General features: G+C 45.1%; 23 protein-coding genes. 9 read left to right on the forward strand and 14 right to left on the reverse strand.

Annotated features, from left to right (window positions below; genetic code table 11):
• Positions 1-44: 44 nt before the first annotated feature.
• The 8 genes from ACFQV5_RS07625 to ACFQV5_RS07660 all read right to left on the reverse strand — a co-directional run bounded on the left by ACFQV5_RS07625 (position 45) and on the right by ACFQV5_RS07660 (position 7,882).
• Positions 45-908: a carbohydrate ABC transporter permease gene (locus tag ACFQV5_RS07625; RefSeq protein WP_379245271.1), complete on the reverse strand. Its 864-nt coding sequence runs from the start codon at positions 906-908 to the stop codon at positions 45-47.
• A 12-nt stretch (positions 909-920) separates the two neighbouring features.
• Positions 921-1,865, reverse strand: a complete 945-nt coding sequence (locus ACFQV5_RS07630) for an ABC transporter permease (protein WP_379245273.1) — start codon at positions 1,863-1,865, stop codon at positions 921-923.
• A gap of 160 nt (positions 1,866-2,025) precedes the next feature.
• The gene (locus tag ACFQV5_RS07635) at positions 2,026-3,036 is read right to left on the reverse strand and encodes an aliphatic sulfonate ABC transporter substrate-binding protein (RefSeq protein WP_379245275.1); all 1,011 of its coding nucleotides are present in this window, start codon (positions 3,034-3,036) and stop codon (positions 2,026-2,028) included.
• Between the two features lie 38 nt (positions 3,037-3,074).
• Positions 3,075-4,001 (reverse strand): TauD/TfdA dioxygenase family protein, encoded by a 927-nt coding sequence (locus tag ACFQV5_RS07640; protein ID WP_379245277.1) that lies wholly within the window; start codon positions 3,999-4,001, stop codon positions 3,075-3,077.
• A gap of 265 nt (positions 4,002-4,266) precedes the next feature.
• Complete coding sequence (locus tag ACFQV5_RS07645; protein WP_379245279.1) at positions 4,267-5,415, reverse strand: anti-sigma factor; 1,149 nt, start codon at positions 5,413-5,415, stop codon at positions 4,267-4,269.
• A gap of 1 nt (position 5,416) precedes the next feature.
• On the reverse strand, positions 5,417-5,911 hold the full coding sequence (locus tag ACFQV5_RS07650; RefSeq protein WP_379245281.1) for a sigma-70 family RNA polymerase sigma factor: 495 nt from the start codon (positions 5,909-5,911) through the stop codon (positions 5,417-5,419).
• A gap of 115 nt (positions 5,912-6,026) precedes the next feature.
• Positions 6,027-6,839, reverse strand: a complete 813-nt coding sequence (locus ACFQV5_RS07655) for an SDR family NAD(P)-dependent oxidoreductase (RefSeq protein ID WP_379245283.1) — start codon at positions 6,837-6,839, stop codon at positions 6,027-6,029.
• A gap of 230 nt (positions 6,840-7,069) precedes the next feature.
• Positions 7,070-7,882: an SDR family NAD(P)-dependent oxidoreductase gene (locus tag ACFQV5_RS07660; RefSeq protein WP_379245688.1), complete on the reverse strand. Its 813-nt coding sequence runs from the start codon at positions 7,880-7,882 to the stop codon at positions 7,070-7,072.
• A gap of 215 nt (positions 7,883-8,097) precedes the next feature.
• On the opposite strand from ACFQV5_RS07660, the gene ACFQV5_RS07665 reads away from it, so the two are divergent.
• Positions 8,098-9,174, forward strand: coding sequence for an alpha/beta fold hydrolase (locus ACFQV5_RS07665; protein WP_379245285.1), 1,077 nt, complete (start codon positions 8,098-8,100; stop codon positions 9,172-9,174).
• A gap of 19 nt (positions 9,175-9,193) precedes the next feature.
• Here the strand turns inward: ACFQV5_RS07665 and ACFQV5_RS07670 are convergent, their stop codons facing one another.
• Positions 9,194-10,246 carry an NAD(P)/FAD-dependent oxidoreductase gene (locus ACFQV5_RS07670; protein WP_379245287.1) on the reverse strand — a complete coding sequence of 351 codons (1,053 nt, stop codon included), beginning with the start codon at positions 10,244-10,246 and terminating at the stop codon, positions 9,194-9,196.
• A gap of 195 nt (positions 10,247-10,441) precedes the next feature.
• On the opposite strand from ACFQV5_RS07670, the gene ACFQV5_RS07675 reads away from it, so the two are divergent.
• From ACFQV5_RS07675 to ACFQV5_RS07710, 8 genes are all read left to right on the forward strand, one after another.
• The gene (locus ACFQV5_RS07675; protein ID WP_379245289.1) at positions 10,442-11,290 is read left to right on the forward strand and encodes an ABC transporter ATP-binding protein; all 849 of its coding nucleotides are present in this window, start codon (positions 10,442-10,444) and stop codon (positions 11,288-11,290) included.
• Complete coding sequence (locus ACFQV5_RS07680; RefSeq protein WP_379245291.1) at positions 11,241-12,170, forward strand: iron-hydroxamate ABC transporter substrate-binding protein; 930 nt, start codon at positions 11,241-11,243, stop codon at positions 12,168-12,170. Before ACFQV5_RS07675 ends, ACFQV5_RS07680 begins: the two co-directional genes overlap by 50 nt.
• Before the next feature lie 9 nt (positions 12,171-12,179).
• Complete coding sequence (locus ACFQV5_RS07685; RefSeq protein ID WP_379245293.1) at positions 12,180-13,190, forward strand: FecCD family ABC transporter permease; 1,011 nt, start codon at positions 12,180-12,182, stop codon at positions 13,188-13,190.
• Positions 13,187-14,194: a FecCD family ABC transporter permease gene (locus ACFQV5_RS07690; RefSeq protein WP_379245295.1), complete on the forward strand. Its 1,008-nt coding sequence runs from the start codon at positions 13,187-13,189 to the stop codon at positions 14,192-14,194. Before ACFQV5_RS07685 ends, ACFQV5_RS07690 begins: the two co-directional genes overlap by 4 nt.
• A gap of 174 nt (positions 14,195-14,368) precedes the next feature.
• Positions 14,369-16,666 carry an AraC family transcriptional regulator gene (locus ACFQV5_RS07695; RefSeq protein WP_379245297.1) on the forward strand — a complete coding sequence of 766 codons (2,298 nt, stop codon included), beginning with the start codon at positions 14,369-14,371 and terminating at the stop codon, positions 16,664-16,666.
• Positions 16,667-16,822: 156 nt separating this feature from the next.
• Positions 16,823-17,767 carry an ABC transporter permease gene (locus ACFQV5_RS07700; protein WP_379245299.1) on the forward strand — a complete coding sequence of 315 codons (945 nt, stop codon included), beginning with the start codon at positions 16,823-16,825 and terminating at the stop codon, positions 17,765-17,767.
• 12 nt (positions 17,768-17,779) lie between these two features.
• The gene (locus ACFQV5_RS07705) at positions 17,780-18,643 is read left to right on the forward strand and encodes a carbohydrate ABC transporter permease (protein ID WP_379245301.1); all 864 of its coding nucleotides are present in this window, start codon (positions 17,780-17,782) and stop codon (positions 18,641-18,643) included.
• 51 nt (positions 18,644-18,694) lie between these two features.
• On the forward strand, positions 18,695-20,227 hold the full coding sequence (locus tag ACFQV5_RS07710) for an extracellular solute-binding protein (RefSeq protein ID WP_379245303.1): 1,533 nt from the start codon (positions 18,695-18,697) through the stop codon (positions 20,225-20,227).
• Between the two features lie 137 nt (positions 20,228-20,364).
• Here the strand turns inward: ACFQV5_RS07710 and ypfJ are convergent, their stop codons facing one another.
• The 5 genes from ypfJ to ACFQV5_RS07735 form a co-directional block, all read right to left on the reverse strand.
• Entirely contained in the window at positions 20,365-21,207 is an 843-nt protein-coding gene (gene ypfJ / locus ACFQV5_RS07715) for a KPN_02809 family neutral zinc metallopeptidase (RefSeq protein ID WP_379245305.1), read from the reverse strand.
• 178 nt (positions 21,208-21,385) lie between these two features.
• Positions 21,386-22,798 (reverse strand): hypothetical protein, encoded by a 1,413-nt coding sequence (locus ACFQV5_RS07720; protein WP_379245307.1) that lies wholly within the window; start codon positions 22,796-22,798, stop codon positions 21,386-21,388.
• 179 nt (positions 22,799-22,977) lie between these two features.
• Positions 22,978-23,871, reverse strand: coding sequence for a carbohydrate ABC transporter permease (locus ACFQV5_RS07725; protein WP_379245309.1), 894 nt, complete (start codon positions 23,869-23,871; stop codon positions 22,978-22,980).
• A 12-nt stretch (positions 23,872-23,883) separates the two neighbouring features.
• Positions 23,884-24,822: an ABC transporter permease gene (locus ACFQV5_RS07730; RefSeq protein ID WP_379245311.1), complete on the reverse strand. Its 939-nt coding sequence runs from the start codon at positions 24,820-24,822 to the stop codon at positions 23,884-23,886.
• A 64-nt stretch (positions 24,823-24,886) separates the two neighbouring features.
• Positions 24,887-26,476, reverse strand: coding sequence for an extracellular solute-binding protein (locus tag ACFQV5_RS07735; protein WP_379245313.1), 1,590 nt, complete (start codon positions 26,474-26,476; stop codon positions 24,887-24,889).
• Positions 26,477-26,740: the final 264 nt, after the last annotated feature.

Genomic DNA, 26,740 nt, shown 5'->3' on the forward strand with positions numbered 1-26,740 from the left:
TAAGCTTCTCCCCCTTAAATAGTCCAATCAAGTAACACACGATTTTAAGATTTAACAGCGCCAAGCGTTGTGCCTTTAATGAAGTACTTTTGCAAGAAAGGATATGTACACATAATTGGGATAATGGAGACGACGATCGCGGCAGCGATAACTGATTCCGTCGCGGAGTCTGTCATCTGTCCCGTTTCTGCAACGAGCTGTTGTCCAGCAATGATTTCTCTCAGAAGAAGCGGAAGGGTATATTGTGACTTGTCATTCAAGTAAATCAGCGCCTGCATGAAGTTATTCCATAGACCAACGCATTCCCACAGCGCGATGGTGGCGAGAACCGGTTTGCAGAGCGGAAGAATAATCTGAAAAAAAATACGCAGCGGCCCAGCCCCGTCAATGGTCGCCGATTCTTCCACTTCTGCCGGAATGCCCCGCATAAAGCTCTGCATGACGATGACGTTAAAGGCCGAGATCATGCCAGGTATAATCAGAGCCCACAACGAGTTGATCATGCCTAGATTTTTAACGAGTAGATACGTCGGGATCATGCCTCCGCCAAATAGCATCGTGAAAATGATGAGAAATGTAATAATTTTCACGCCTGGCAAGCTGCTTCGGTTTAACGGATAGGCCGTCATTGCCGTCAACAGAACATGCAGGAAGGTTCCTGCCACAGCTACAATGATGCTGTTCCGGTAAGCCAGCCATATGAAATTGGATTTAAATACACTTTCATAAGCTCCGAACGTAAATTCCCTCGGTCCGAGAAATAGTCCGCCCTTTAATACTCCAGCCGAGGAGCTGAATGAGATGGATATTTCATGCCATAAGGGATAGAACGTGATTAAACAAAATAGGATCAGAAAAGTCGCATTGCCCCAGTCAAATAAACGATTACCCATTGTTTTATTTCTCATAATCTGCCACCCCTACCACAACCCGCGTTCGCCCATCCGTCTGACAAGCCAATTCGTAAACAGCAGCAGTAGCAAGCCAACAAACGATTGGAATAAGCCAGCTGCAGCCGCGAAAGAATAACGGCCCATCGTTAAACCCAGACGGTAAACGTATGTATCTAGCACATCTGCTACTTCAAAAACAAGCGGGTTGTATAATATGAAAATTTGATCAAAGCCAACGCTCAAAATCTGTCCAGTCCGTAAGATGAGCAGAACAATGATCGTAGAGGAGATGCACGGCAGCGTAATGAATCTGACCAGTTGAAAACGATTGGCCCCGTCGATGCGCGCAGCTTCATACAATTCCGGGTTCACGCCTGCGATTGCAGCCAGATAAATGACCGTGCCCCATCCGACTTCCTTCCACATTTCCGTTAAGATCAGAAATCCGCGGAACGAACCCGGGTCCATGATCGGTGATGTGCTAACGCCGAATAGTTGAAGGAGTCCCGTGTCTGTAGAGAAAATGGAGAACAGTATGCCGCCGAGTACCACCCAGGAAACAAAGTGCGGAAAATAGATGATGGTCTGAATGGTCCGTTTGAAAAACTTGTTTACCACTTCATTCAGCAGCAGTGCCAATATAATCGGCGCCGGGAAATTGAAAATAAGTTTATAAAAGCTGATGATGATGGTGTTCTTGAGTGCAACCCAGAAATCTGGAGCCTCAAACAAAATCCGGAACCATTTTAAACCTGTCCAGGGCCCGGAAAACATGCCGCCGGCGATTTTGAAATCTTGAAAAGCAATCGCTATACCCGCCATGGGAATATATCTGAAAATAACGAAGTAAAGGATTCCCGGTAACAGCAGCAGATAATAGTACTTATGCTTGTGAAAAGATCTCATAAATCTCGACCTTCTCAGCTTTCCTCCCTGAAACGGTTGTTTCGCTTCAGCGATTTGATTAGGCAATAACTCCCCTCCTTACGTTGTCTTCGGAATGATCATCAATACACTGTTTTCTTCTTTCGAAGGAAGGGGCGATTACTTCAAACATAGGGAACAAAAAAAGATCCAATGCCGCAGCCGAAAGGCTGTACATTGAATCTCTGGTGTTCCAGTCGATTCGACTCTACTTCAATGCCTCGATGATAAAAGTATCATTAACCGCATCTTTGAATATGATCTTCTTTCGGATAAAGCCATTGCCAGCCAAAATATCACTGGCTGCCTGCTGCTCCGCAAGTGCTTCTTCTGTGTATGGAGACACTAACGGTTCACCTTTATTCAGAATGGTCTTAATCGTATCCACAGGGACTTTGATCTTCTCATTGAAGATTTGAGCAGCTTCCTCCTCATGCTCGAGCTGCCACAGCGCTGCTTTCTTAAATACTTTTAAGTAGGCTACGACAAGCTCCGGATGCTCTTTCGCAAAATCATTCCGGACAATTGCAGAGGATGGTGCCATCACATCAACGGCAGGAAGTGCTCTAGCCTTATTAGAGGCTATATTATTAGACACATAAGGGTCCCATGCCGCCCAGGCGTCTAGCTTTCCGCTATCAAAAGCGGCTTGCCCATCGTCTGGTTGCAGATTAATAATATTGAGATCTTCGAGTGTAATGCTTGTGTTCTGCAACACTTTAGCCACATAGACGTGAGCCGTCGTTCCCTTGGGGAGTCCGATCGTCTTGCCCTTGAGATCCTCCAACTTCTGAATGGGACTATCTTTAGGAACCAAAATCGATACCGAATTCTTCCCTTCAGAGAGAAGGGCAACCACTTCAAAAGGCAATCCACCTGCGATTCCAGCAATCGTGGCTCCGTCACCTAGAAAAGATAGATCTACACGTCCTGCGGAAAGAGCCTCTAGCAGCGGGGGACCGCTAGGGAACTCACTCCATTGCACCTCCGCATTCAGCTTCTTGAATTCTTCCTCCACCCAGCCTTTATCTCTAGCAATGTTGAGTGGAGTAATCTTCCCGTTAATGGCAATGTTCACGATCAGTGATTTGGAGTCTTTCTCTGAGCCTGTTACGGTGCCAGACACGGCATTACTGCTCGCTTTTGCGCATCCGGCGAGTAACAGCAGAGCAATACTGACGGCCAGAATGAGGAGGGGCTTGATTGTTCGTGTTCTCATCACCATTACTCCTTCGAGATTTGATATTTGGTCTATATTTAAAAGGGTCTATCGCCCTCAATCGAAATTCGCTCCGCTACACGGCGGTTCGGGTAATAATCCGAAACGGCATAATGCTGTGTCGCTCTGTTATCCCAGAAGGCAACAGAATTTTGCTGCCAGCGGAAGCGAACCTGATATTCCGGTACTTGCGCCTGCTTGAACAGGTAACTTAGCAGTTCCTCGCTTTCCTCAGGCTCCAAGCCTACGATCCGAATCGTGAAAGCCGCATTAACAAATAACGTCTTCCTTCCTGTCTCCGGGTGAGTGCGGACAACCGGATGCTCTGCAGCCGGGTACTCCTCCTGCTTCTCGGCCAACTGCTCTGGTGTAAGCCTTCGTCCAAAGCTAGGTGTAAAATCATGAATCGCGGTCAGACCGTCGATTCTCTGCTTCACATCCTCAGGCAGATTATCATATGCAGCCGCCATGTCAGCCCATAATGTATCGCCGCCACCGAGAGGCGGAACTTCCGATAGACGAAGCAGCGATCCAAGTGCCGGATTCACCCGCCAGGTCACATCTGTGTGCCACAGATTTTCCATGCCTGTATTTTTATCATCTTTTTCAAACCTCGTAACTTCCTCGGCACTTCCTTGAGGCAGAAACGGATGTTTCTCAATGTCTCCCCACAGACGGGCGAAGGCCAGCTGCTGATCACTATTAATGGTTTGGTTGCGGAAGAAGAGTACCTTCCATTCCAGAAATGCACGATGAAGTTCTGCCTTCAGCTCCGGAGATACCGGCTGACTCAAATCCACTCCTTCGATTTCCGCTCCGATAATCGGTCCAAGCGGCTTCAGCGTAAAACTCGTATAAGGACGTTCCTGTTCACCCTCAGGTAAACGGTTAAGTACATGTACTCCCGCTTTACGATCTCTTGAAGGTACATAATCACGGGATAAGTAGGCTGTTGCTTGTGTCATGGTCATTCCACTCCTTTAAATGATTTAATATTCCATAACATATTTAACCCATGTAAATAATCGGATTTAAGACAGCGATACCCCCTTTGATTGCGAGAATAGGGAACAAAAAAAGATCCAATGCCACAGCCAAAGGGCTGTACATTGAATCTCTGGTGTTCCAGTCGATTCGATTACTGCAGGTTCACGTTTAAAGTGATCTGCAAAATATCTTGGGCACATCATAACAACAGCAGCGGAAGAGTGTCAACCATTATTTTCTAAATTAATTCGTCGTGTCTTTAAATATCCAGTTCCAAAGACGGGCATCGCTGACCTGAATCCCCTTTACCCAAGACTCTTGCTTGAGCCTCAACAGCTCTTTCGTTGGCCCGGTAACAACGGCCCCATAAATCTTTACACCGTTTGCCTCTACATACTCTGTAATCTGATCAAAGTCTACGAATGGAGCGACCTTTCGGGCGATGGAGGGATAGTCCTGAATTAGTCGAAGCGTTTTGATGAAGTTCTCATTTCTTAGCTCCCCGCTTCCATATGCCTCTACGGCCGGGTAGGTTCCTCCCTGCATGACGGTTTTGCCAAACCAACCTGACTTTTCTTCTTTGTAGTTAGTAATCGTTAGATCATCGTGATGCCACATGAGGTCATAAGGAAATCCAATCGGATCATAACTTTCCTGCTGACCAGCGTCTACGGCGAACCACACTGGCTCTAAGTTTTTACCCTCGAACTGTTTCAATATCTCATCGGTCGTAAAATATTGATCAAAGGACAGATAAGCCTCTGCCACCGTCCCCTCCGGTAGCTTCTCCAGCTTGTTCCAGTCATGCTGCATATCCATATCAACAGGATTATCAGGGGGATTGAAAAATCCTGTTTTGGGATGATCATCTGACCAGGTCATCTTCTGTATTCCCGGCAATCCAAGTCTGAAAGGAAGCATAAATTGACCAATCGTATACCTTTCACTACCTATTTGCTTCTTAAGCTCACCAGTGAATTCGTAACTGAGGTACCCTCCCATACTTCCGCTTACGTGTGCGCTCACGTTCGGATGGGTTACCATGATCGCGAACGAGGCCACGTCACCATACGTATCTGCCCGGCTGGGATCACCCTCACCAAAATATGTCGAATTGAAAATATTGCCCGCCCATGTGACCAAAACGAATATGAGCAGCACACTAAATACCGTATTTATACGTGCTTTCCATTTCCCACGACGGATGATTTTTGCCTCTTTTCGTGATTCCATCGGTTTATCGATTTCGCCACGTTCCTTCCCTAGCAATTCATCTACATGAGCCTGATAGACTTCCATTTTCTCAAGCTCTCTCTCGACTTCCTTCTGTTCCTCTTCGGACAGCTTCCCTTCTTCGTAATCCTGCAGTTTCCGTCGAAATTCCTCACTCACCCTAATCACCCTTTCCTTTCTGCTGCCGAAGTGTTTGCCTAGCTCGAAATAATAATATTTTGAAATGGGACAGCCCCACCTTCATAAACTCGGAAGCCTCCTGATACGAAAATTGGTGAAAATCATATAGTATAATGGCCTGTCTCTGCAGTTCCGGCAATTCGTCTATCGCTAGCTTCAATTCGTTCCATCGCTCTTGCTCCACAACCTGTTTCTCCAACGTCTCCGTATGAAACAAGGAGTCAAAATAACTGATTTCCTGAAGATCCATACGCTTATTCTTCCGCTTCACATCAATGAACGCATGATAAGCGACCCGGAACAGCCACGGCTTTACCTTGTCATCCTTACAGTTCTCCAGATGCAGATACGCACGGTAGAACGTTTCTTGCAATATATCCTCGGTCATATGATGATCCCGGCAGAGAGAGTACAAGTAACGATAGACGTCCTTCATGTACTTTTGATAGATCTGATCCAAGTCGTCCCGTCTCATTGCCTCCCCCCTCACCCTATACACGTTCATAACCTCCAAAAAGTTACAAAAAAACTTCATCAGCCCCGAAGAGCCAATGAAGTTTCTTAAATTTACTACGATGTGTATGTGCGAATCAACCTTGTTGCTTCATTTCGAACATGTAATTTTCAACATCCGCGATGCTTGGGTTAGCCATGTAGTGGCCGCCTTCCACCTGGATTGTCTGGCCAGTGATAAACTTAGATTCGTCCGATGCGAGGAACACAACCGTATGTCCAATATCATCCGCTTCACCGTGGTAAGGAAGAGCATTAAATTTACCGAAAATATCTAGAATCGGTTGCGGCATGTTTCTCTCTGCAGCCGGTGTTAGAATCAAGCCAGGGGCTACACCGTTAGCACGGATTTTATCTTTACCGTATTGAACAGCGATATAACGGGTCAAGTTCACGACCGCCGCTTTAGAAGCACCATAGGCTGTGCGCAAGGAATCGCCCGCAAATCCAGCCATAGACGCTGTATTAATAATCGAACCACCACCTGCTTTAATCATATGAGGAATAGCAAAGCGGCTGCCGAGGAGCACACTCTTCGTGTTTACGTTCATTAATTTGTCCCATTCTTCCAGGTCCATATTAACGACATCTAAATCTTTACGAAGGTTCGTTAGACCAACGTTATTATAGAGTACGTTAATCGTTCCGTACTGTTCAACTGTAAAGTCAACCGCTGCCTTGATAGATTCCTCATTACCTGCATCCAGGAAAACACCAACAGCTTCGCCGCCTTGCTTCTTAATATTCTCAGCTGCTTCTTTAGCTCCATCTACGTTAAAATCGGCAACGACTACCTTTGCGCCTTCTTTCGCCAATAATGTGGCTGCTGAAAGTCCAATACCCGAAGCTCCACCTGTAATCAATGCTACTTTACCTTCTACTCTTCCCATTCTTAAGCACCTTCTCTTCTGATGTAATTAAAATAATTGTGAATTTATATTTTCCTAACATTTTGAAACTAACTATATATAAGTTACTATAAACAGTATAGTAGTTAAGATTCTTAAAGTCAAGATATTTATGATGTAGTATTTCTATCCATGATCATCCCGCCAACAGATATCTATATACAAAAAAGGTGATTCCTGTACTTGTACAGGAATCACCTTTGTATTAATAATTAACCTTGTTGCTTCATTGAGAACATGTAGTTCTCAACGTCTGTAATACTTGGGTTCGCCATGTAATGGCCGCCTTCTACCTGAATCGTCTGGCCTGTGATGAATTTGGATTCATCGGAAGCCAGGAATACAACGGTGTGACCGATATCATCGGCTTCACCGTGGTAAGGAAGCGCGTTGAACTTCGCGAAAATATCCAACATAGCTTGAGGCATGTTTTTCTTAGCAGCTGGTGTCAAGATCAGACCAGGTGCCACGCCGTTACAACGGATTTTATCCTTACCATATTGAACAGCGATGTAACGAGTCAAGTTAACAACTGCTGCTTTAGAAGAACCATAAGCTGTACGCAGGGAATCTCCTGCAAATCCAGCCATCGAAGCTGTGTTAATGATCGAGCCGCCACCTGCTTTAATCATATGAGGAATAGCGAAACGGCTGCCAAGCAGTACACTCTTCAGGTTGACATCCATCAATCTGTCCCATTCATCCAGGTCCATGTTGACAATATCCAAGTCCTTACGAAGATTCGTAAGACCTACATTGTTGAAGAGCACAGTAATTGTTCCATAGTGTTCTACGGTGAAGTCAACCGCTGCCTTGATGGACTCTTCATTACCTGCATCCAAGAAAATACCGACAGCTTCTCCGCCTTGTTTCTTAATATTCTCGGCCGCTTCTTTAGCGCCGTCTACGTTAAAATCCGCAATAACTACTTTTGCGCCTTCTTTAGCCAGCAATGTGGCTGATGAAAGTCCGATACCGGAAGCTCCACCTGTAACTAATGCTACTTTTCCTTCTACGCGTCCCATTTTTGCACCTTCTTCTTTGTTGTAATAAAGCGCTTGCTTTATTTCTGGCTGCTTCAAATCCCGTCAAGGATAAGTATCACAGTCTATGTAATAAATTATATACCTATTAAGTAGTTTCGGCAAATAAGTAACCTATATATTCTACCCATGCGTTGTCTTGTAGCTTAAGTAGAAGGAAGGTATAATCGTCATGATTTAAAAAGGGGGAATTTTCCATGATTCGGCGTTTGTTCAAGCGAAAGAAACGACTACTCTGGCTCATCTTATTGTTGGTACTCATTGCGGTGTGGTTGTTTCCTTCATGGACACCCAAAATTAGAGACGATTCGGGAGTCGTCCTTCCTGACAGTATAGCTACCCTAGAAGAGATCAAACTCGGAGGCATTAAGCAAAGTGTGTTAATCCGTGGCTATGACAAGCATAAGCCGGTTATTCTTTTTCTGCACGGAGGTCCTGGGTATCCACAAATTCCATACGCACGAAAATACCAGAAAGAGCTGGAGAAAGACTTCGTTGTGGTCAATTGGGATCAGCGTGGTGCAGGAAAGTCATATCACTTTGGCATGACGAAAGAGGATCTGCAAGTGGATCGATTAATCGAAGATACCCACGAACTGACAACATATTTACGCAAGAAATTTAGTCAGTCCAAAATATTCATCGCTGGGCACTCTTGGGGGAGTCTCCTGGGAACATGGACCGTTCAGAAATATCCGGATGATTACTATGCATATATCGGCATTGGGCAGGTAGCCAATTCACCTGAAGGAGAGCGGGTATCCTACGAATTTGTTCTACATGAAGCCAAGGAGAAGCAGAACAAAAAGGCCTTACAAGAGCTGGAATCTATCGGCTCACCGCCCTATCAGAATCCTCGTAAGGATACCACCCTGGAGCGTAAATGGGTGACTGAGTTTGGTGGTTCTGAGAGAAATATCAGCACTTATAAAGACCTGTTAAAAGGGATCTTATTTGCACCTGAATATACCTGGCTGGATGGCATTCGTCTAGCAATCGGTGACTCTGTATCAAGGCATGCCATTATGCCCCAGACAGAGGACGTTAACCTGTTCGATAGTGTCCCGGAACTAAAGATTCCTGTTTATATCATGATGGGGAAATACGACTATATGACTCCCTCGGAAGTCGCTTACCGTTATTATGAGGAGTTAAAAGCTCCATCCAAACAGTTCATTTGGTTCGAACAATCCGCACATTTCCCTCATTTTGAGGAGCCGAATAAATTTGCTGAACAGATGTTGTTGATCCAGAGAGAAGTTTCTGAGAAGTAAGGTTTCGCCGAGTAATCGCCTACGACTGAATCAACTGCTTCACCAGCTCCCGATTACGTTGTTTGAACACATCGTTATGTGAAGATACCATCGCTGACTTCCCAGCATTAGGTTCAATGTACTGTTTCGCCCGGTTGACAGCATTCGCCGCATCTTGGAAAGCTCCTGCGATTAAATGGAGCTTTCCTTCGTGCATTAAAATGTCCCCAGCCGCATAAAGCCCCTCAACCGAAGAGACGCCGTTCGCTTGACCTGCAATATAATAATCATCCACGATCTCAATATTAAGTGGACTATTCTCTAGAAGGCTCTTATCCCGTTCATAACCATGATTGATAATCACTTCATCAATGGATAAGGTCGTTACTTCCCCCGTTCCTTGACTCGTTAGCTCCACCCGCTCAATCCGTTCATGGTTATCACAAGCGATCAGCTTGGTGATCGATGTATTAAGGTAACATTCCGCTGAACTGTTCATGAGTTGCACTACTTGCGCTTCATGACCCGACAATGCGCTTTTTCGGTACGTAAGGTATACCTTCTTAGCAATCGGCTCTAGTTCATTCGCCCAATCGATTGCCGAGTTGCCTCCGCCGGAGATGATGACCGTTTTGTTTTTGAAGCGCTTTAATGATTTCACTGTGTAATTTAAGTTAGACACCTCAAATCGTTCCGCGCCTTCAATTTCAAGCTTTTGCGGATTCAGGATTCCACCCCCGACAGCAACGATAACGGTTTTGGAATAATGCTTCTTATCCGAAGTGGTATGTAATATGAAGATTCCCTCTTCATTTCGTGTGATTGTTTCCACTTTCTCGTTCAATATTACCTCAGGATCAAATGTTAACCCCTGCTCAACCAATTGTTCAATCAACTTGGCACCAGGTATCGGGCTAATGCCACCTACATCCCAGATCATTTTTTCAGGGTACACATGGATTTTCCCACCCAGTCTCGGTTGATACTCGATAATCTTCGTCTTCATTTCACGAAGACCACTATAAAAAGCAGAGTAAAGCCCTGCAGGCCCGCCCCCAATGATCGTCACATCATATAACTCCTGCTGATCCATAACAGCTTACCTCCTGAAAATATAGCGTTAATGATTATCATTCTCAATACAATATAATCCTAATCCATTCGTTTTACAACAAAATTTAAGGTTGACAATACAAATACATTAGATTTAAATTAATTACCGTAGTGAAATTGATAATCATTATCAATTGTATTAACTGATAATGATTCTAAATGGGAGGTTCCTTTCATGACCCGCTTATACACGGAGGAATTAAGCATTGGATATGGCGAACGCCTCATTGTAAAACGGTTGAACGTCCAGATCCCGGATAAAAAGATCACCACCATCATTGGCGCCAATGGCTGTGGGAAATCAACCTTCTTGAAGGCGATTACCCGCATTATTTCTCATCAAGATGGAAGTATCCTACTTGACGGAAAGCATATCGCTAAGGAAGATACCAAAGTTCTTGCCCGAAAGATGGCAATTCTCCCCCAGTCACCCGAAAGTGCTAGTGGACTCACCGTCTCCGAGCTTGTCTCATACGGTCGCTTCCCCTATCAGAAGGGGTTTGGCCGCTTAACGAAAAAAGACTTTGATGTCATTGACTGGGCCCTTGAGGTCACAGGTACCCAGGAGTTCAAGTATCGTCCTGTGGATGCCTTATCCGGTGGACAGAGGCAACGGGTCTGGATTGCCATGGCGCTCGCACAGGAAACAGACATTATTTTTCTGGATGAGCCTACCACCTATTTGGATATGGCACATCAGCTTGAAGTGCTGGAGCTACTCCAAAAGCTCAATCTCGAGCAGGAGCGAACCATTGTTATGGTGCTGCACGATCTGAATCAGGCTGCCCGCTTCGCAGACTATATCATTGCCATGAAGGATGGCGAAGTTGTAAAGTCCGGAAGTTGTAAGGAAGTTATCCATCATGATGTACTCCGTGAAGTGTTCCAGATTGATGCGGAAATTGGGCAAGACCCACGAACCGGTAAACCGATGTGTGTCACATATAACCTACTTAAAGGAGAATCAATAAATCATGAAAAAGCTACTCACCCCCTTCCTGTTGCTGTCTCTTCTGCTACTTAGCGCTTGCGGCAGCTCATCAGCGAAACAAGAAGGTAATACGACTCCTTCAGATAACAACAAATCAGAATCAACAACGATTACATATCAGTCCGAAAACGGACCCATCGAGGTGCCTGCGAACCCTCAGCGTGTTATTGTGATTTCATCCTTTGCAGGAAATGTCATGTCTCTAGGCGTTAACCTCGTAGGCGTCGATTCTTGGGCCAAACAAAACCCACGTTTTGAGGAACTTAAAGATGTCGCAGAGGTAAGCGATGAGAGCCTTGAGAAGATTATCGAGCTTGATCCCGACCTCATTATTGGTCTGTCCACGATTAATAACATCGATAAGTTGAAGGAAATTGCTCCAACTGTAACATACACCTACGATAGAGTAGACTATCTGACACAGCATCTAGAAATCGGCAAGCTGCTCAATAAAGAGAAAGAAGCTGCTGCATGGGTAGAAGATTTCAAGAAACGTGCTGCAGCACTCGGAGAGGATATCAAAGCAAAAATTGGAGCGGACGCCACCGTATCTGTAATCGAGAATTACAATAAACAGCTGTATGTATATGGAAACAACTGGGGACGGGGCACTGAAATTCTATACCAAGAAATGAAACTGAACATGCCGGAGAAGGTTAAAGAATCAGCACTGGAGCCAGGTTACTACGCCCTGTCCACCGAGGTTCTCCCGGAATATGCAGGGGATTACATTGTTCTAAGCAAAAGCTCGGAAACAGATAACTCCTTCCAGGATACCGAAACATACAAGAACGTTCCCGCTGTGAAGAACAATCACGTGTTTGAAGCCAACATGAATGAATTCTACTTCAACGATCCACTCACGCTCGATTTCCAATTGGAATTCTTCAAGAAATCCTTTCTTGGCAATTGATGAATGATCATGCGTACTGAAACGAAACGCACTCTACCCTTTGTTTATAAACTAATTGCCGCATTCATTGTGTCTGTCACCATGTTTATCATTGCGATGATATTTGGCGCTGCAAATATCACCTTGAGTGATCTGTGGCTTGCTTTAACCTCAAATGTCCAAGGAGATAAAATCTCGATCCTTCGAGAAATCCGTTTGCCTCGTGAAATAGCAGCGATCTTCGTAGGAGCTGCACTTGCTGTATCGGGTGCAATCATGCAGGGCATGACTCGCAACCCGCTTGCCGATCCAGGCCTAATCGGGCTTACGGCTGGAGCTAATGCGGCTCTTGCCGTCACGATTGCCTGGATTCCTTCTGTCTCTTATTTTGGCAGCATGATCGCTTGCTTTATTGGAGCTGCCGTCGGTGCCGTCATGGTGTTCAGCATGGGGGCGATCAAGAAAGGCGGCTTCTCTCCCCTTCGTCTTGTGCTTGCGGGTGCTGCGGTAACGGCGCTTCTACACGCAGTTTCAGAAGGTATCGGTATCTATTTTAAAATATATAAAGATGTATCTATGTGGACGGCAGGCGGCTTGATCGGCACAACCTGGAGCCAGCTTCAGATCATCGTCCCTGCTATCTTGATCGGCATGATCATCGCACTTCTCTTATCCAGACAGCTTACAATTCTAAGTCTAAGTGAAGAAGTAGCCGTAGGGCTCGGTCAGAAGACGATGCAGATCAAAGCGATCCTGTTTATCGTTGTTATTGTGCTCGCGGGCGCCTCGGTAGCTCTTGTTGGGAATATGGCATTTATCGGACTTATGGTCCCTCATATCGTCAGAGCCATTGTCGGAACGGATTACCGACTCATTATACCGATGTCGGCGATTTGCGGCGCAGCCTTTATGCTGATCGCTGATACATTGGGGCGTACCATCAATATTCCATACGAAACTCCTGTAGCCGCTATTGTAGCGATAATGGGCTTACCTTTCTTCCTGATTATCGTACGTAAAGGAGGAAAAGCATTCTCATGATCCATCCGGCTCTTGTGAAGAAACAACGATTGGTTCTAGTTGCACTGCTCGTGCTGATTACCCTAACAGCCGTTATTAGTATGGGTATGGGATACTCTTCCCTGTCATTTAACCGATTGATCCCGACCTTGTTCGGGCAAGGCACGTTTAAAGAGGAGTTTGTTCTCTTCTCCATTCGTCTGCCGCGAATGCTCATTACACTGCTCGCAGGAATGGCATTGGCATTATCAGGTTCTATTCTGCAAGGCATTACACGGAATGATCTCGCAGATCCCGGGATCATTGGGATTAACTCTGGCGCAGGGGTAGCAATCGCTGTCTTCTTTCTATTCTTTCCAATCCAGGCAGGCTCCTTCGTCTATATGCTGCCGGTAGTGGCATTCTTAGGCGCCCTAATTACGGCATGCTTAATCTACGTCTTTTCGTATAGTCGAAGCTCAGGTCTACAGCCTGTAAGATTAGTACTTGTTGGTGTTGGCTTCTCCATGGCGTTATCCGGTATGATGATCGTCATTATTTCATCCGCTGAGCGCTCCAAAGTTGATTTCATCGCCAAATGGATTTCCGGGAACATCTGGGGAGCGGACTGGCCCTTTATCTGGGCGATCCTTCCTTGGCTCGCGATCCTCATTCCATTTACGCTATACAAAGCCAATCGCATGAATCTTCTCGGGCTTAGTGAGCCGGTTGCTGTTGGCGTAGGTGTAGCAGTTGAAAAAGAACGGATCGTGCTGCTGCTCACAGCCGTCGCGCTTGCCGCATCGGCCGTTTCCGTAACAGGCGGCATCGCATTTATCGGACTGATAGCTCCTCATATTGCAAAGTCACTAGTCGGCCCACGCAACCAGATGTTTATCCCGGTTGCTATCCTTACCGGCGGATGGTTACTGCTGTTTGCGGATACCATTGGCCGCAACCTTGTAGACCCGGACGGCATACCAGCCGGGATCATGGTTGCTCTGATCGGCGGACCTTACTTTATGTATCTGCTGCTTAAGAGATAAAGAGATGGTAAAGAAGCCCTCTTCCTTTTTCTAAAGGAATGGGGTTCTTTGTGTTGAGGCAAACGGACTCTTTTTGGGATTTGAAAATTGTATGCTTTACTGTACCAAAGAGCATTGAATATAATTAACTATATTTATATGGAGATAAATGAATTTCGGGAGGTCTGTACCGCAATGAAAGGGCTTTCAAAAAAGAAACTCTTTAATCGTTCATTATTTCGCAAGTTGCTGCTCTCCTATCTTGTGTCTGTGCTTATTCCGACACTACTAATCGTCTCCGTTTATGCCTACACGAACAAAGAAGATATTCTAGCTCAAATCGAGCAATCCTCGGAGTCAAAAATCCAGCGGATTTCGAAGAACATCGAAACTGTTATCGATCAGATCAACTCTTTTTCGCTACAGCTTTCCTTTCTACCTTATATCAATGGATACCTAGAGCAATCCGGTGAATATGACATGTATGATGTATATCAATTGAAGGAACAGATACGTAAACACATCGTACCTAACAAATTGTTTCATTCGGTATACCTCTATTCCTTTGCAGGAAATAAAGTGATTACGACGAATGACGGAATTTTTGCAGCTGATGAATTTTACGATCGTCAGACGATCCAGCAAATTAGAGAATTCAGCGAAACCAAGCCGTGGTGGTATCAGGTTCGATTCCCTCCCAAAGAAGCTTTTTGGAATGCTGATTCATCCGAACACGATGATGAATTTGTTACATTTTATCGCTCAATCCCCGTGACCGCTGTCAAACCGACCGGTATGCTTGTCTTTAATATTCCTAAAACGATGTTTTTGAACACCCTCTATCATATGTATATTGGTTCTGAGAACGATACTTTAATTATCGACGACGAAGGATCTGTCATCTCCCAATCCGGCGTAACCCAAGTTCCTGAGCTTCAATCATTGATCCTTCAAGTATCTAAGATGCAAGACACTGAGATGAGTAAAGTCACTTGGAACAAAAAATCTTACTTTATGCGTGTTGCGTCGGTCCCCTACAACAGCTGGAAAGTCGTTCATCTAACGCCATACCAACTGTATCAGGAACGTCTCATGGACAAATTGATGGGACTGTCATTTGTCGTGCTCCTAGTGGGATTGATCGGACTAGTGATTTCATACCTATACGCGGTGAAAATGTATCACCCTTGGAAAACTCTTATCGAAACCTTGAGCGGTACCGTAGGAAAGAAGCATGAGTGGTTTACCAGAGAGGAGACGGACGAGTTTTCCCTTGTCAATGGAGCCATAACCAGTATGATACATACACTCAAACAAAATGAACCGGTTGTAAAGGATCACTTGATCGGTGATATTTTGCAAAATAATCTGCTGGATAAGGACTCGATACCAAGCCGCTTGGAACAGCTAGGAATAACCTTTTCGGCTCCAGGTTACCTCGTTATGGTGGTCGTAGTCGATCCGCTTGTGAGCGAGGAATCGCAAGATCCGCAGCATAAGCTTGTCATGTTCAGCTTTGTGTCGGAAACGCTCAAAACTCATTTTATAGGGGAAGGCACCATTCTGGATGACAACAAGTTCGGCTTTATCGTGAATGTCAACACGCCTAATCTGCATGACGGTCTAAAAGATCGCATACGCGAATGCTATGCCGAGATGATGGCATTTACCGAGGGGCGGCTAAGCGTTTCCTTACAGCTATGCGTCAGCGAAGTTTGTCCAATCGAGGAAATCCATCAATCGTATGAGCTTATCAGACGAGCATTGAATTACAAAGCTGTCATGGGTAGTGATGAAGTTATTTTCGTACAGAATGTTCCAAAGAATCGTAAGCTTGAGTATCCCTTATCTATGCAAAAGCAGCTGCTCCACACGATCGTTACCTTGAACCGGGATAAGGCGGAGGCGTGTATTGAAGAGCTGTTTGAACAATATATTTACAATTCGAGCTATTCACATGAAAAACTACAGGGAATGCTTGTCTTGTTAATGGGCAGCATCGATAACGAGTTGCTAAAAGAAGGATACGATGTATGGGATTTAAATGAAGGAATCGGGATCCTGAAGCTGAACGAATGCCGCAACAACGATCAGCTACGTCAATTTATGAGCAGACATATACAGCGGCATATTTCGCACCTCCAAGAGCTTGAGAATCGAAAACATATGAACAGATACACAACCAAAGCGATTGAATATATGGAAGAGCACTTCGCTATGAATATTTCCATAACGGATATTGCCGATCATATCGGTATTAGCAGCGGACATCTTAGTCGAACTTTCAAAACGGAAACAGGAAAATCTATGCTCGAATATTTGACCGAATTCCGAGTGGCGAAAAGTAAAGAAATGCTGGCTCAGCGTTCAGACTCGTTAAACGAAATCAGCCAAGCACTCGGGTATAACGATGTACAGAGCTTTATCCGTTTTTTCAAAAAATTCGAGGGTGTTACACCAGGAGAATACCGTAAGAACATAGGAAAAAACTGATATTAACCATAAAATCATGATGTAAATAAGGAAATCATCATAAAATCCTCATGTTTATCGCAAACTGATGATTTTGTTTCCTCCTCGTTCTCTTTACGATGAAAGCGCACACATTATTGCGGTGTGTAACATTTCAATTGTAAAGGAGAGGAGTTATTGCCTAATCAAATCGCTGAAGCGAAACAACCGTTTCAGGGAGGAAAACCTAGAAGGTCGAGATTTATGAGATCTTTTCACAAGCATAAGTACTATTATCTGCTGCTGTTACCGGGAATCCTTTACTTCGTTATTTTCAGATATATTCCCATGGCGGGTATAGCGATTGCTTTTCAAGATTTCAAAATCGCCGGCGGCATGTTTTCCGGGCCCTGGACAGGTTTAAAATGGTTCCGGATTTTGTTTGAGGCTCCAGATTTCTGGGTTGCACTCAAGAACACCATCATCATCAGCTTTTATAAACTTATTTTCAATTTCCCGGCGCCGATTATATTGGCACTGCTGCTGAATGAAGTGGTAAACAAGTTCTTCAAACGGACCATTCAGACCATCATCTATTTTCCGCACTTTGTTTCCTGGGTGGTACTCGGCGGCATACTGTTCTCCATTTTCTCTACAGACACCGGACTCCTTCAACTATTCGGCGTTAGCACATCACCGATCATGGACCCGGGTTCGTTCCGCGGATTTCTGATCTTAACGGAAATGTGGAAGGAAGTCGGATGGGGCACGGTCATTTATCTGGCTGCAATCGCAGGCGTGAACCCGGAATTGTATGAAGCTGCGCGCATCGACGGGGCCAATCGTTTTCAACTGGTCAGATTCATTACGCTGCCGTGCATCTCCTCTACGATCATTGTTCTGCTCATCTTGCGGACCGGACAGATTTTGAGCGTTGGCTTTGATCAAATTTTCATATTATACAACCCGCTTGTTTTTGAAGTAGCCGACGTGCTAGATACGTACGTTTACCGTCTCGGTTTAACAATGGGCCGTTATTCTTTCGCGGCTGCAGCTGGCTTATTCCAATCGTTTGTTGGTTTGCTGCTGCTATTGTTTACGAACTGGATTGTCAGACGGATGGGCGAACGCGGGCTATGGTGAGGATGGAGGACTATGAGAAATAAAACAATGGGCAGCCGTTTATTTGACTGGGGCAACGCGCTTTTTCTGATCCTATTTTGCTTAATCACGTTCTATCCCTTATGGCACGAAATATCCATCTCATTCAGCTCCTCAGCTGGAGTATTAAAGGGCGGACTATTTCTCGGACCGAGGGAATTTACGTTCGGAGCTTATGAAAGTGTATTTAAATCCAATTTCATATGGCTGGCTTACCGGAACAGCATCATTGTAGCTGTGGCAGGAACCTTCCTGCATGTTCTGTTGACGGCAATGACGGCATATCCGTTAAACCGAAGCAGCTTGCCAGGCGTCAAAATTATTACATTTCTCATCATTTTCACGATGCTATTTGGCGGAGGCATGATCCCGACGTATCTACTCGTTAAAAATCTAGGCATGATCAACTCGTTGTGGGCTCTGATTATACCTGGCATGATCTCGGCCTTTAACGTCATCGTCATGCAGAGCTTTATGCGGGGCATTCCGGCTGAAGTGGAAGAATCGGCGACGATTGACGGGGCTGGGCCGCTGCGTATATTTTTTCAAATCATTCTTCCGCTTTGTAAGCCGGTTCTCGCCACCATCGCGCTGTGGGAATGTGTTGGTCTATGGAATAACTTCATGCAGGCGCTGATTTACTTGAATGACAAATCACAATATACCCTTCCGCTTCTTCTGAGAGAAATCATTGCTGGACAACAGCTCGTTGCAGAAACAGGGCAAATGACAGACTCTGCGACGGAATCGGTTATCGCTGCCGCGATCGTCGTCTCCATTATCCCAATTATGTGCACCTATCCTTTCTTGCAAAAATACTTCATTAAAGGTACAACGCTTGGTGCTGTTAAATCTTAAAATCTAAAATCGTATGTTACTTGATTGGACCATTTAAGGGGGAGAAGCTTAATGAAAATATGGAATAAACGCTGGTCGACGTTATGCCTGGCTAGCATGATCCTGATCGCAGGCTGCGGCAGTAGTCAGGGAGTAGAGGCTCCAACGAAGGATAACGGATCTAAAACAGATAAAAAGATCACATATGATATGTTCTTCAGTTTGGGGATTCCTGAGTACCCTGAAAACGGCGGCGAAGCTAAAGAGAAAATTATACAGGGACTGGAGAAGGCTGGCCTTCAGAATATTGACTATAAGGTCACGCTGATGGGGTCGGAGTATACGACCAAGCTGAATTTGCTGGCTTCTTCAGGCGAATTGCCTGATTTCTTCGGGGTGGATACAACTACGCTCACCCAGTTTATCGATCAGGGGCTTCTTATGCCGCTTGACGATCTATTAAAGGACGCACCGCATCTCATGAAAGTGATCCCGAAAGAACGCTGGGAAGGCGTAACATTTGATGGGAAAATCTATGCTATCCCGAGCGGCGTCAGAGAAGAGTCTTTCAATTCACCGAACACAAACGGCCTCTTGATGAGACAAGATTGGCTGGAGCATGCAGGCTTGAATCAACCAACGACGCTAGATGAATTGCATGACGTCCTTAGTGCCTTCGTGAATAACGATCCGGATCAAAATGGGAAAAAGGATACTTACGGATTAGGCGGCAGCAAGACCTCGCAATTTAACGTCGTCTTTGGAGCGTTCGGCGTAAGTCCAACCTTCTGGATGGAGAGGGACGGGAAAATCGTAAAAGGTTTTACTCTGCCGGAAACAAAGGATGCGCTTGCTGTACTTCAGCAGTGGTACAAAGAAGGTTTGATTGATCCAGAGTTTCCAGTGATGGAAACGAAACAGTTTGAAACCCGTGTCACCAATTCAAAGGTAGGTGCATTCGAATATGACGCATTTTCCGTCGATCCGAAGGGAGCTACACTACCTGAAGCGCTTGTGAAGGCCACGCCTACGGCAAAGCTTACGATGATCACACCTCCAAAAGGTCCTGGCGGTAAACTGGGATACCCAGAGGTGAACCCTTATGCGGGCGGCGCCCTAAAATCAATTAGTGCGAAAGCCGAACAACCTGAAAAGCTAATTCAGTTGCTGGATTGGTCGGTTAGCGACGATGAGAATGGTGGCGTGAATCTACTCACCTACGGAGAAGAAAACGTGGATTACACTTATGACAAAGAGAAAAATCTAATCGTTCAAACGTCAACGTATTCAGAGCTTTACCAGAAAGGATTCTCAAATCCAGTTCGTTTCGTGCAAGTCGTTGACCGCCGCTGGACCAACGAGAATGTTCGTGCCGCGCTGGATACAGCCTCCAAGGATCTGATCAAGAACGAGTTATGGAAGACCGTGCCTGCGCAGCTCGATTATCCAGATCTTGAAAACAAGCTGTGGCTGGAGTATTTCGTCAAGATTGTAACTGGAACATGGAGCATTGATAAATACGACGAGTTTGTACAGAAGTATTATCAGCAGGGAGGTCAGGAAATCGAGAAACAGGCCAACGAAGAATGGAGCAAGAGCAAATAAGCATCGTTCTTCCCTTTAAAATTGGCAGCTTTCTTATTTGGCAATCATGCAATATCGTATTGAAACTAATACATTGCCGCCGATACTTTCCCGACAGACCAAGATGGCCCCTATAGGGGCCATCTTTTTACATGATGTTATAAATCCTTCGCATTAAATGTATCTCCACCATTCAGCGTCCCATTCTCAAAACCTTGGTAGAACCAACGCTTCCGCTGCTCTGACGTGCCATGTGTAAAGCTCTCTGGAACGACATAACCTCTTGCCTTCTTCTGTATCGTATCATCCCCTACAGCACTTGCAGCTGTTAAGGCTTCCTCCAGGTCACCTTCCTCAAGCAAATTCATCCCCTGCGCATGATGTGCCCACACACCTGCCAGATAATCAGCCTGGAGCTCGAATCGCACCTGATATTTATTATATTCCTGTTCACTTAAGCTCTTCCGATACTTCGCCAGCTTGTCCGATGTCCCTAGTAGCGTCTGCACATGATGCCCCACTTCGTGAGCGATCACATAAGCCATGGCGAAATCACCTGGCGCCTGAAACTCTTGACGCAACTCGTCATAGAAACTCAGGTCAATATACAGCTTCTGGTCACCTGGACAGTAAAATGGACCCACCGATGAACCCGCTGTTCCGCAGGCAGACTGAACGCTTCCCGTATAGAGAACGAGCTTGGGCTTCTCATAGGTTTTTCCTTGCTCCTTGAAAACCTCAGTCCATACATCTTCGGTATCTGCCAGAACAACAGACACAAACTGAGAAAGCTCTTTCTCTTCAGCTGTCTCTGTGTAGGGCGCTCCCGTATCTGATCCGGAGCCTGTGAGACTGCTCAGCAGATCCGCAGGATTGCCGCCAAGCAGCGTTACAATCAGCAGAATGACGATACCGCCAATGCCTCCACCGACCAGTCCTGGCCCCTTACGACCTCTCCGATCCTCGACATTAGAGCTTGCTCTTCTCCCTTTCCACTGCATAGCGTCTCCTCCTCATTTCGAATATTTCGAATGTCTTTGACTTAGACAATATACACATTAGTCCTAAGATGATTTACCCTAAACCTAGAGATATATCTCAGGAACTTATCCTGATTGAGGTAATGCAATACATACAATAGGCGACCTTTGCAGGTCGCCTATACTCTCCCCTAACGATTTACAATAGGAATATCGCAACCACTGTCGTCACTGCCAGGCCAATCGCTACTGGCTTCAGGTTGCGCCGAGCCAATTCAAATGGGCTCACACCACAGATTGCCGCAGCTGGAATGAGTGCCCAAGGAATGAGTGTTCCACCACCAACCCAGATTCCCGCTACTTGACCGAGAGCGGTAAGCGTTGCGGCTCCAGAGTCCGTTGCAACCGCAAAGAGCTGTGCGATCGATCCTACAAGTGAAATACCGGAGAATCCCGATCCATCGAGCCCCGTTATCGCACCTGTAATCGTCAAGGTGACGGCACCAACTGTTCCATTCAGTGGTACACTGCTAGCCAGCGCAACGCCCAGATCGTTAACAATGCCGTGTGAAGCTTCCGGCAGCACTTTACCGAACAGATCCGTAAATGCCGAATCGCCAAGATAGAAGAAGGCGGCAATCGGAATAACGGGACCGAATACCTTGAATCCAAACGTAAACCCATCTATCAAATAAGAGGTGACTTTCTCCAGACCTTGATTCCGATGCGCCAGCAAAGTGACCGCAATCAGAATGATTACAGCAGTTCCGCCGACAAGCGCGGTAGCATCACCGCCCTGCAGCTTGAGAAAGAACATCGCAGCTACATTAGCGAGGAATAACAGCGGGATAATAACAGCAAGCCACTGTCTCACCCGAGGGTCTATCACTGCCTCGCTCTCCTCCCCATCCCCTCCTGTCAAAGCACTCGCTGCGCTTTTTCCTGATATGAGTCCGTCTTTCCACTTGCCGTTCTTCATATCTCTGCGCATGAACCAAAATGCGGTTACCGTTGTCACCAAGCCCATCACAATCACGAGGGGTACACTCGCCTCCATGACACTGGATACCGGAATGCCGGCTGCATCAGCCGTTAATTTCGGCGCGCCTTGGATAATGTAATCGCCGGATAATGCTATCCCGTGCCCGAACAAATTCATTGCTATAGCGGCACCAAGTGCAGGCAACCCCACACGAATCGCTACAGGTAATAACACAGCGCCGATAAGCGCGACGGCTGGCGATGGCCAGAAGAAGAAAGAGGTCACCATCATAATAAGCCCTATTCCCCAAAATGCCATGGCAGGCGTATGCATAAAGCGCGTCAACGGTGCCACCATCGTCTCATTAATCCCCGTACGAATCAGAACCCGGCTCATGGCAACAATAATCGAAATAATCATAATCGTTCCCATCAGCTCTTTGGTTGCATAAATAAAGGAGTTAAATACTCCTGATACCGATCCAGCCAGCGTCTCCGTCGCCAACAGTCCAAGCGCGAATATACCGGCTACGCATATCATTGTCGTATCACGCCGCCGGATAAGCAGCGCCATAATAAACACGATGAACGCTAGATACACATAATGAATCGCTGTCAAATGAATACCCACCGCGACCACACCCTTCCCAAACCTCCGTAAAGTTGTGCTATATGCTATGCAAAGGCCTGGGCAATTGTTCAGGGTGTCCCATACAATAAAAGAGACCCCATCAAAAAAACACCAGCCTTTATCCCTCTTCAGGGAAAAAGCTGGTGTTTTTAATGAATTACGATGGTATTTAATGTAGATTAACCTTTGATAGCACCAACCATGATACCTTTTTCAAAGTATTTTGACACGATTGGATAGAAGATCAGTACCGGAAGACTGGATACAATAACCACGGCATACTTAATGGACTGCTTAATCATGTTGACCTCACTTTGACCACTGCCCATGATCGCTTGGTTCGCCGCATCCCCCATCTGGTTCTGTACCAAGATTTCTCTCAAAATCAACTGCAGCGGGAATAATTCACGATCCGACAGATAAATCATCGCATCGAAGTAGCCATTCCATCTACCAACACCGTAAAACATCATCATAACCGCGATAATCGGTGTGGAAAGTGGTAATACCACCTTGACTAGAAGCTGCATATCGGTAGCGCCATCAATAAACGCACTTTCCTCCAGCTCTTTAGGAATGTTCTGCTGAAAATAAGTACGCATGATAATCATGTTGTACACACTGATAGCACCCGGCAAGACCATAACCCACATGGTATTGACAATGCCTAAGGCCTGGTTAACCAAATAAGTAGGAATCAGACCACCGGAGAAGAACATCGTGAACGTAAACAAGATTGTGATTACATTACGTCCCCGAAAATCACTCCGGGATAACGGATAGGCCGCGAGCGTAGTCATGACCACGTTAATCGCTGTCCCTAAGACGGTATAGATTACAGCATTTTTAAAACCCATCCAAATATCAGGGTTCTCAAACACCCGTTTATACCCTTCCAAGGTAAAGCCTTGTGGCCAGAGTAATACAGGATTATCGAATATTTTTGTAGGATCACTAAGTGATGCAAATACAACGAACAATAACGGATACAGAATAACGAGTGTAAAAATGCCGATCAATACGATGTTAATCCAATTGAAAATTTTGTCTTCTCTAGTTTGATATAACTGCATATCTGCTCCTCCTTACCACAGGCTTGTTTCACTAAATTTCTGAGAAAATTTATTGACCACATACAACACGATAAAGTTAATAATGTTGTTAAAAAAGCCTACTGCAGCGGAGAAGCTGTATTCAGCATTCAAAATACCAGCTTTATACGTATATGTTGACAAAACCTCGGATGTAGCAAGGTTTGCATCATTCTGCATTAATAGTACCTTTTCGAATCCGACAGACATCACAGATCCAGTTGCCAAGATCGTAAGAATAACAATAGTCGGCATAATCGCCGGAATGGTGATATGACGAATACACTGCAAACGGCTTGCGCCTTCAAGATATGCTGCTTCATATTGGTCTTGCGGAATACCGGACATGGCAGCGGTATAGATCAGCGTACTCCAGCCGACCGACTGCCAAATGCCTGACCAAACGAAGACGTGTGGGAACAGATCTGGATCACCGATAAAGTCAATTGGCTCTCCTCCAAAATACTGGATGATCGAGTTGATCACGCCATCAACTGGAGACGTAAAGAACATGAGCATTCCGACAATGATAACAATCGATATAAAGTTTGGAATGTAGGAAATCGTCTGTGCAAGAGATTTATACTTCTTATTGCGCAGCTCATTAAACATAAGCGCTAATATAATCGGCAGTGGAACCCCGACAACAAGACTGTAAATACTGATACGCAAAGTGTTAATAATAACGTCCCAGAAATAGAACGCATTAAAAAACCTTTTAAAATGGTCAAATCCCACCCACGGACTGTCCATCATTCCGAGCGCAGGAGAGTAGTCTTTAAATGAAATAATAATCCCGTACATCGGGATATAGTTCCATATAATCAAGGAGGCTAGTGGTAGAAGCATCATGATGTACAACCATTTATTCTTCCGAATATTGGGCTTGCGTTTCGGCTTTAGAACGCTTTTCTTATGTAGTGAAGATTCCATAGTATTCCCCTCTCCTTAACATTTCGGGGAGATCCTATAAGAATCTCCCCTAACAGCAAATGGCTTAGCTCTCTTTATAACGCTTGTATTGCGCCTGTTTGATTTCCAGGTATTTATCAGCGCCCATTTTCTTCAGCTGTGCAATGTAGTTATCCCACTCTTTATCGATATCTTTAGTGCCTGTAACGAACTCTACACGCATTTGTCCAACATAGTTACCTACGTCAGCAATAATGGAGGAGGATTGGTTTGCTTCCTCGGTCGTTGCTGGCAAGTCAGGCAGCAGTACACTTGGCAAAGTTTCTTCTGTCAAATCAGCGTGAACTGGTACTTCTTGTTTACCAGCAGCTGCTCTAACTTCTGGAGAAAGTTCAACATATGGGAAGTATCCGCCATAAACGTTATCTACATATTGGAATGCTCCAAGTCCGATACCATCTTTGTAGTTCAAGATTTCGTCGATATAGACCATTTTGCCATCTTCCATGTTGTAGGTTACGCCTTCTTTACCGAGGTAACCGAAAATACTTCCTTCTTCACTATAGAAGTAATCAACCCACTTCAGAATAGCTCCTGGATCTTTCGCATCCTTTGTAATAACAAGGCTGGATGCACCTGCTACCTGGGAATCCGTCAGGGAAGCCATGTCGCCTTCAGGACCAGCTAGAACGTTAATCGCAACAAAGTCATTCTTTACGCTCTCACCGATGTAATCTGGAGCAGCCCAGTTCCAAGCACCAACGGTATCTTTTGCAGCGTCAGCAACCCACTTGTCATAATCGACACCACTGAATGCTTGTTTGTTGATTGCACCATTCTTATACAAACGGTTCTGATACTTCAAAATCTCTTTATATCCATCGGACGTAATCGTCAGCTGAATTTCATCGTTTTTATCGACATAGATGAAGTTACCTACAGCCTTACGACCACCGTTACCGATACCGTAAGAACCCATCAACATCTGTTCGAAGGTCCATCCAATGTTTCCGCTCGGCATATACCATCCTTGCTCATCGTTCACGCCATTACCGTTAGGATCCTTAGTAACAAACGCCATCAATGCTTCTTCGAGCTCAGCGGTAGTCTTAGGAACTTCCATACCGAGATTATCTAGCCATTTCTTGTTGATATACAGACGAAGGGTCCGGTTACCTTCTGGATATGGGTCTAGATATGGAAGTGCATAGATGTGACCGTCTGCACTCGTCAATCCTTTTCTCACTTCTTCATTCTCATCCAAATACTTTTGCAGGTTAGGTGCGTGCTCTTTAATCAAATCCTCAAGCGGTACGAACATTCCTTGTTGACCGTACTTGAGCAACTCGCCATTGCTCCAGTCCACTTGATAAAATGCATCTGGCAAATCTTTTCTCGTTAAAATAACGTTCTTCTTCTCTCCAATATCCGAAAGTTCTTCCCAATTTACTTTAACTCCGGACATTTTCTCGTATTCTTGCCACATCCATAGATCTTTTGATGCAGGACGCAAGTTGTTCCAACTTGGTCTTAAAAGTGAAATTTCAGTGGTTTTCTCATCAGTAGAGCCACCAGACCCTTGGGAATCCTCAGTTTTACCACCACAGGCTGTAACAAGCAGAGCTGATGAAAGCAATAATGACATAACAACTTTGCCTTTTTTTGATTTAAACACTCTACAAACCCCCAGTATTTGATATATCATGTTGCAAGAACAATTTGATTATATGATATATCTACCAGTTTGTCTAGCGCTTACATTTCTATTCCAAAAAATATATAAGTGAATATTTCTTGAAATCTTTGATACATGAATATAGTATGAAACTAAGAGATACTTCAGAGTAAAGCACCCTACAGAAACGCACGTTATTCATAAATTCCGGTATATCAACACATACTAGAAACCCTTGAATATCAACGTTTTTCAGGCTTTTAT

The sequence above is a fragment of the Paenibacillus sp. GCM10028914 genome (assembly GCF_042666275.1).
Taxonomy (GTDB): domain Bacteria; phylum Bacillota; class Bacilli; order Paenibacillales; family Paenibacillaceae; genus Paenibacillus_AQ.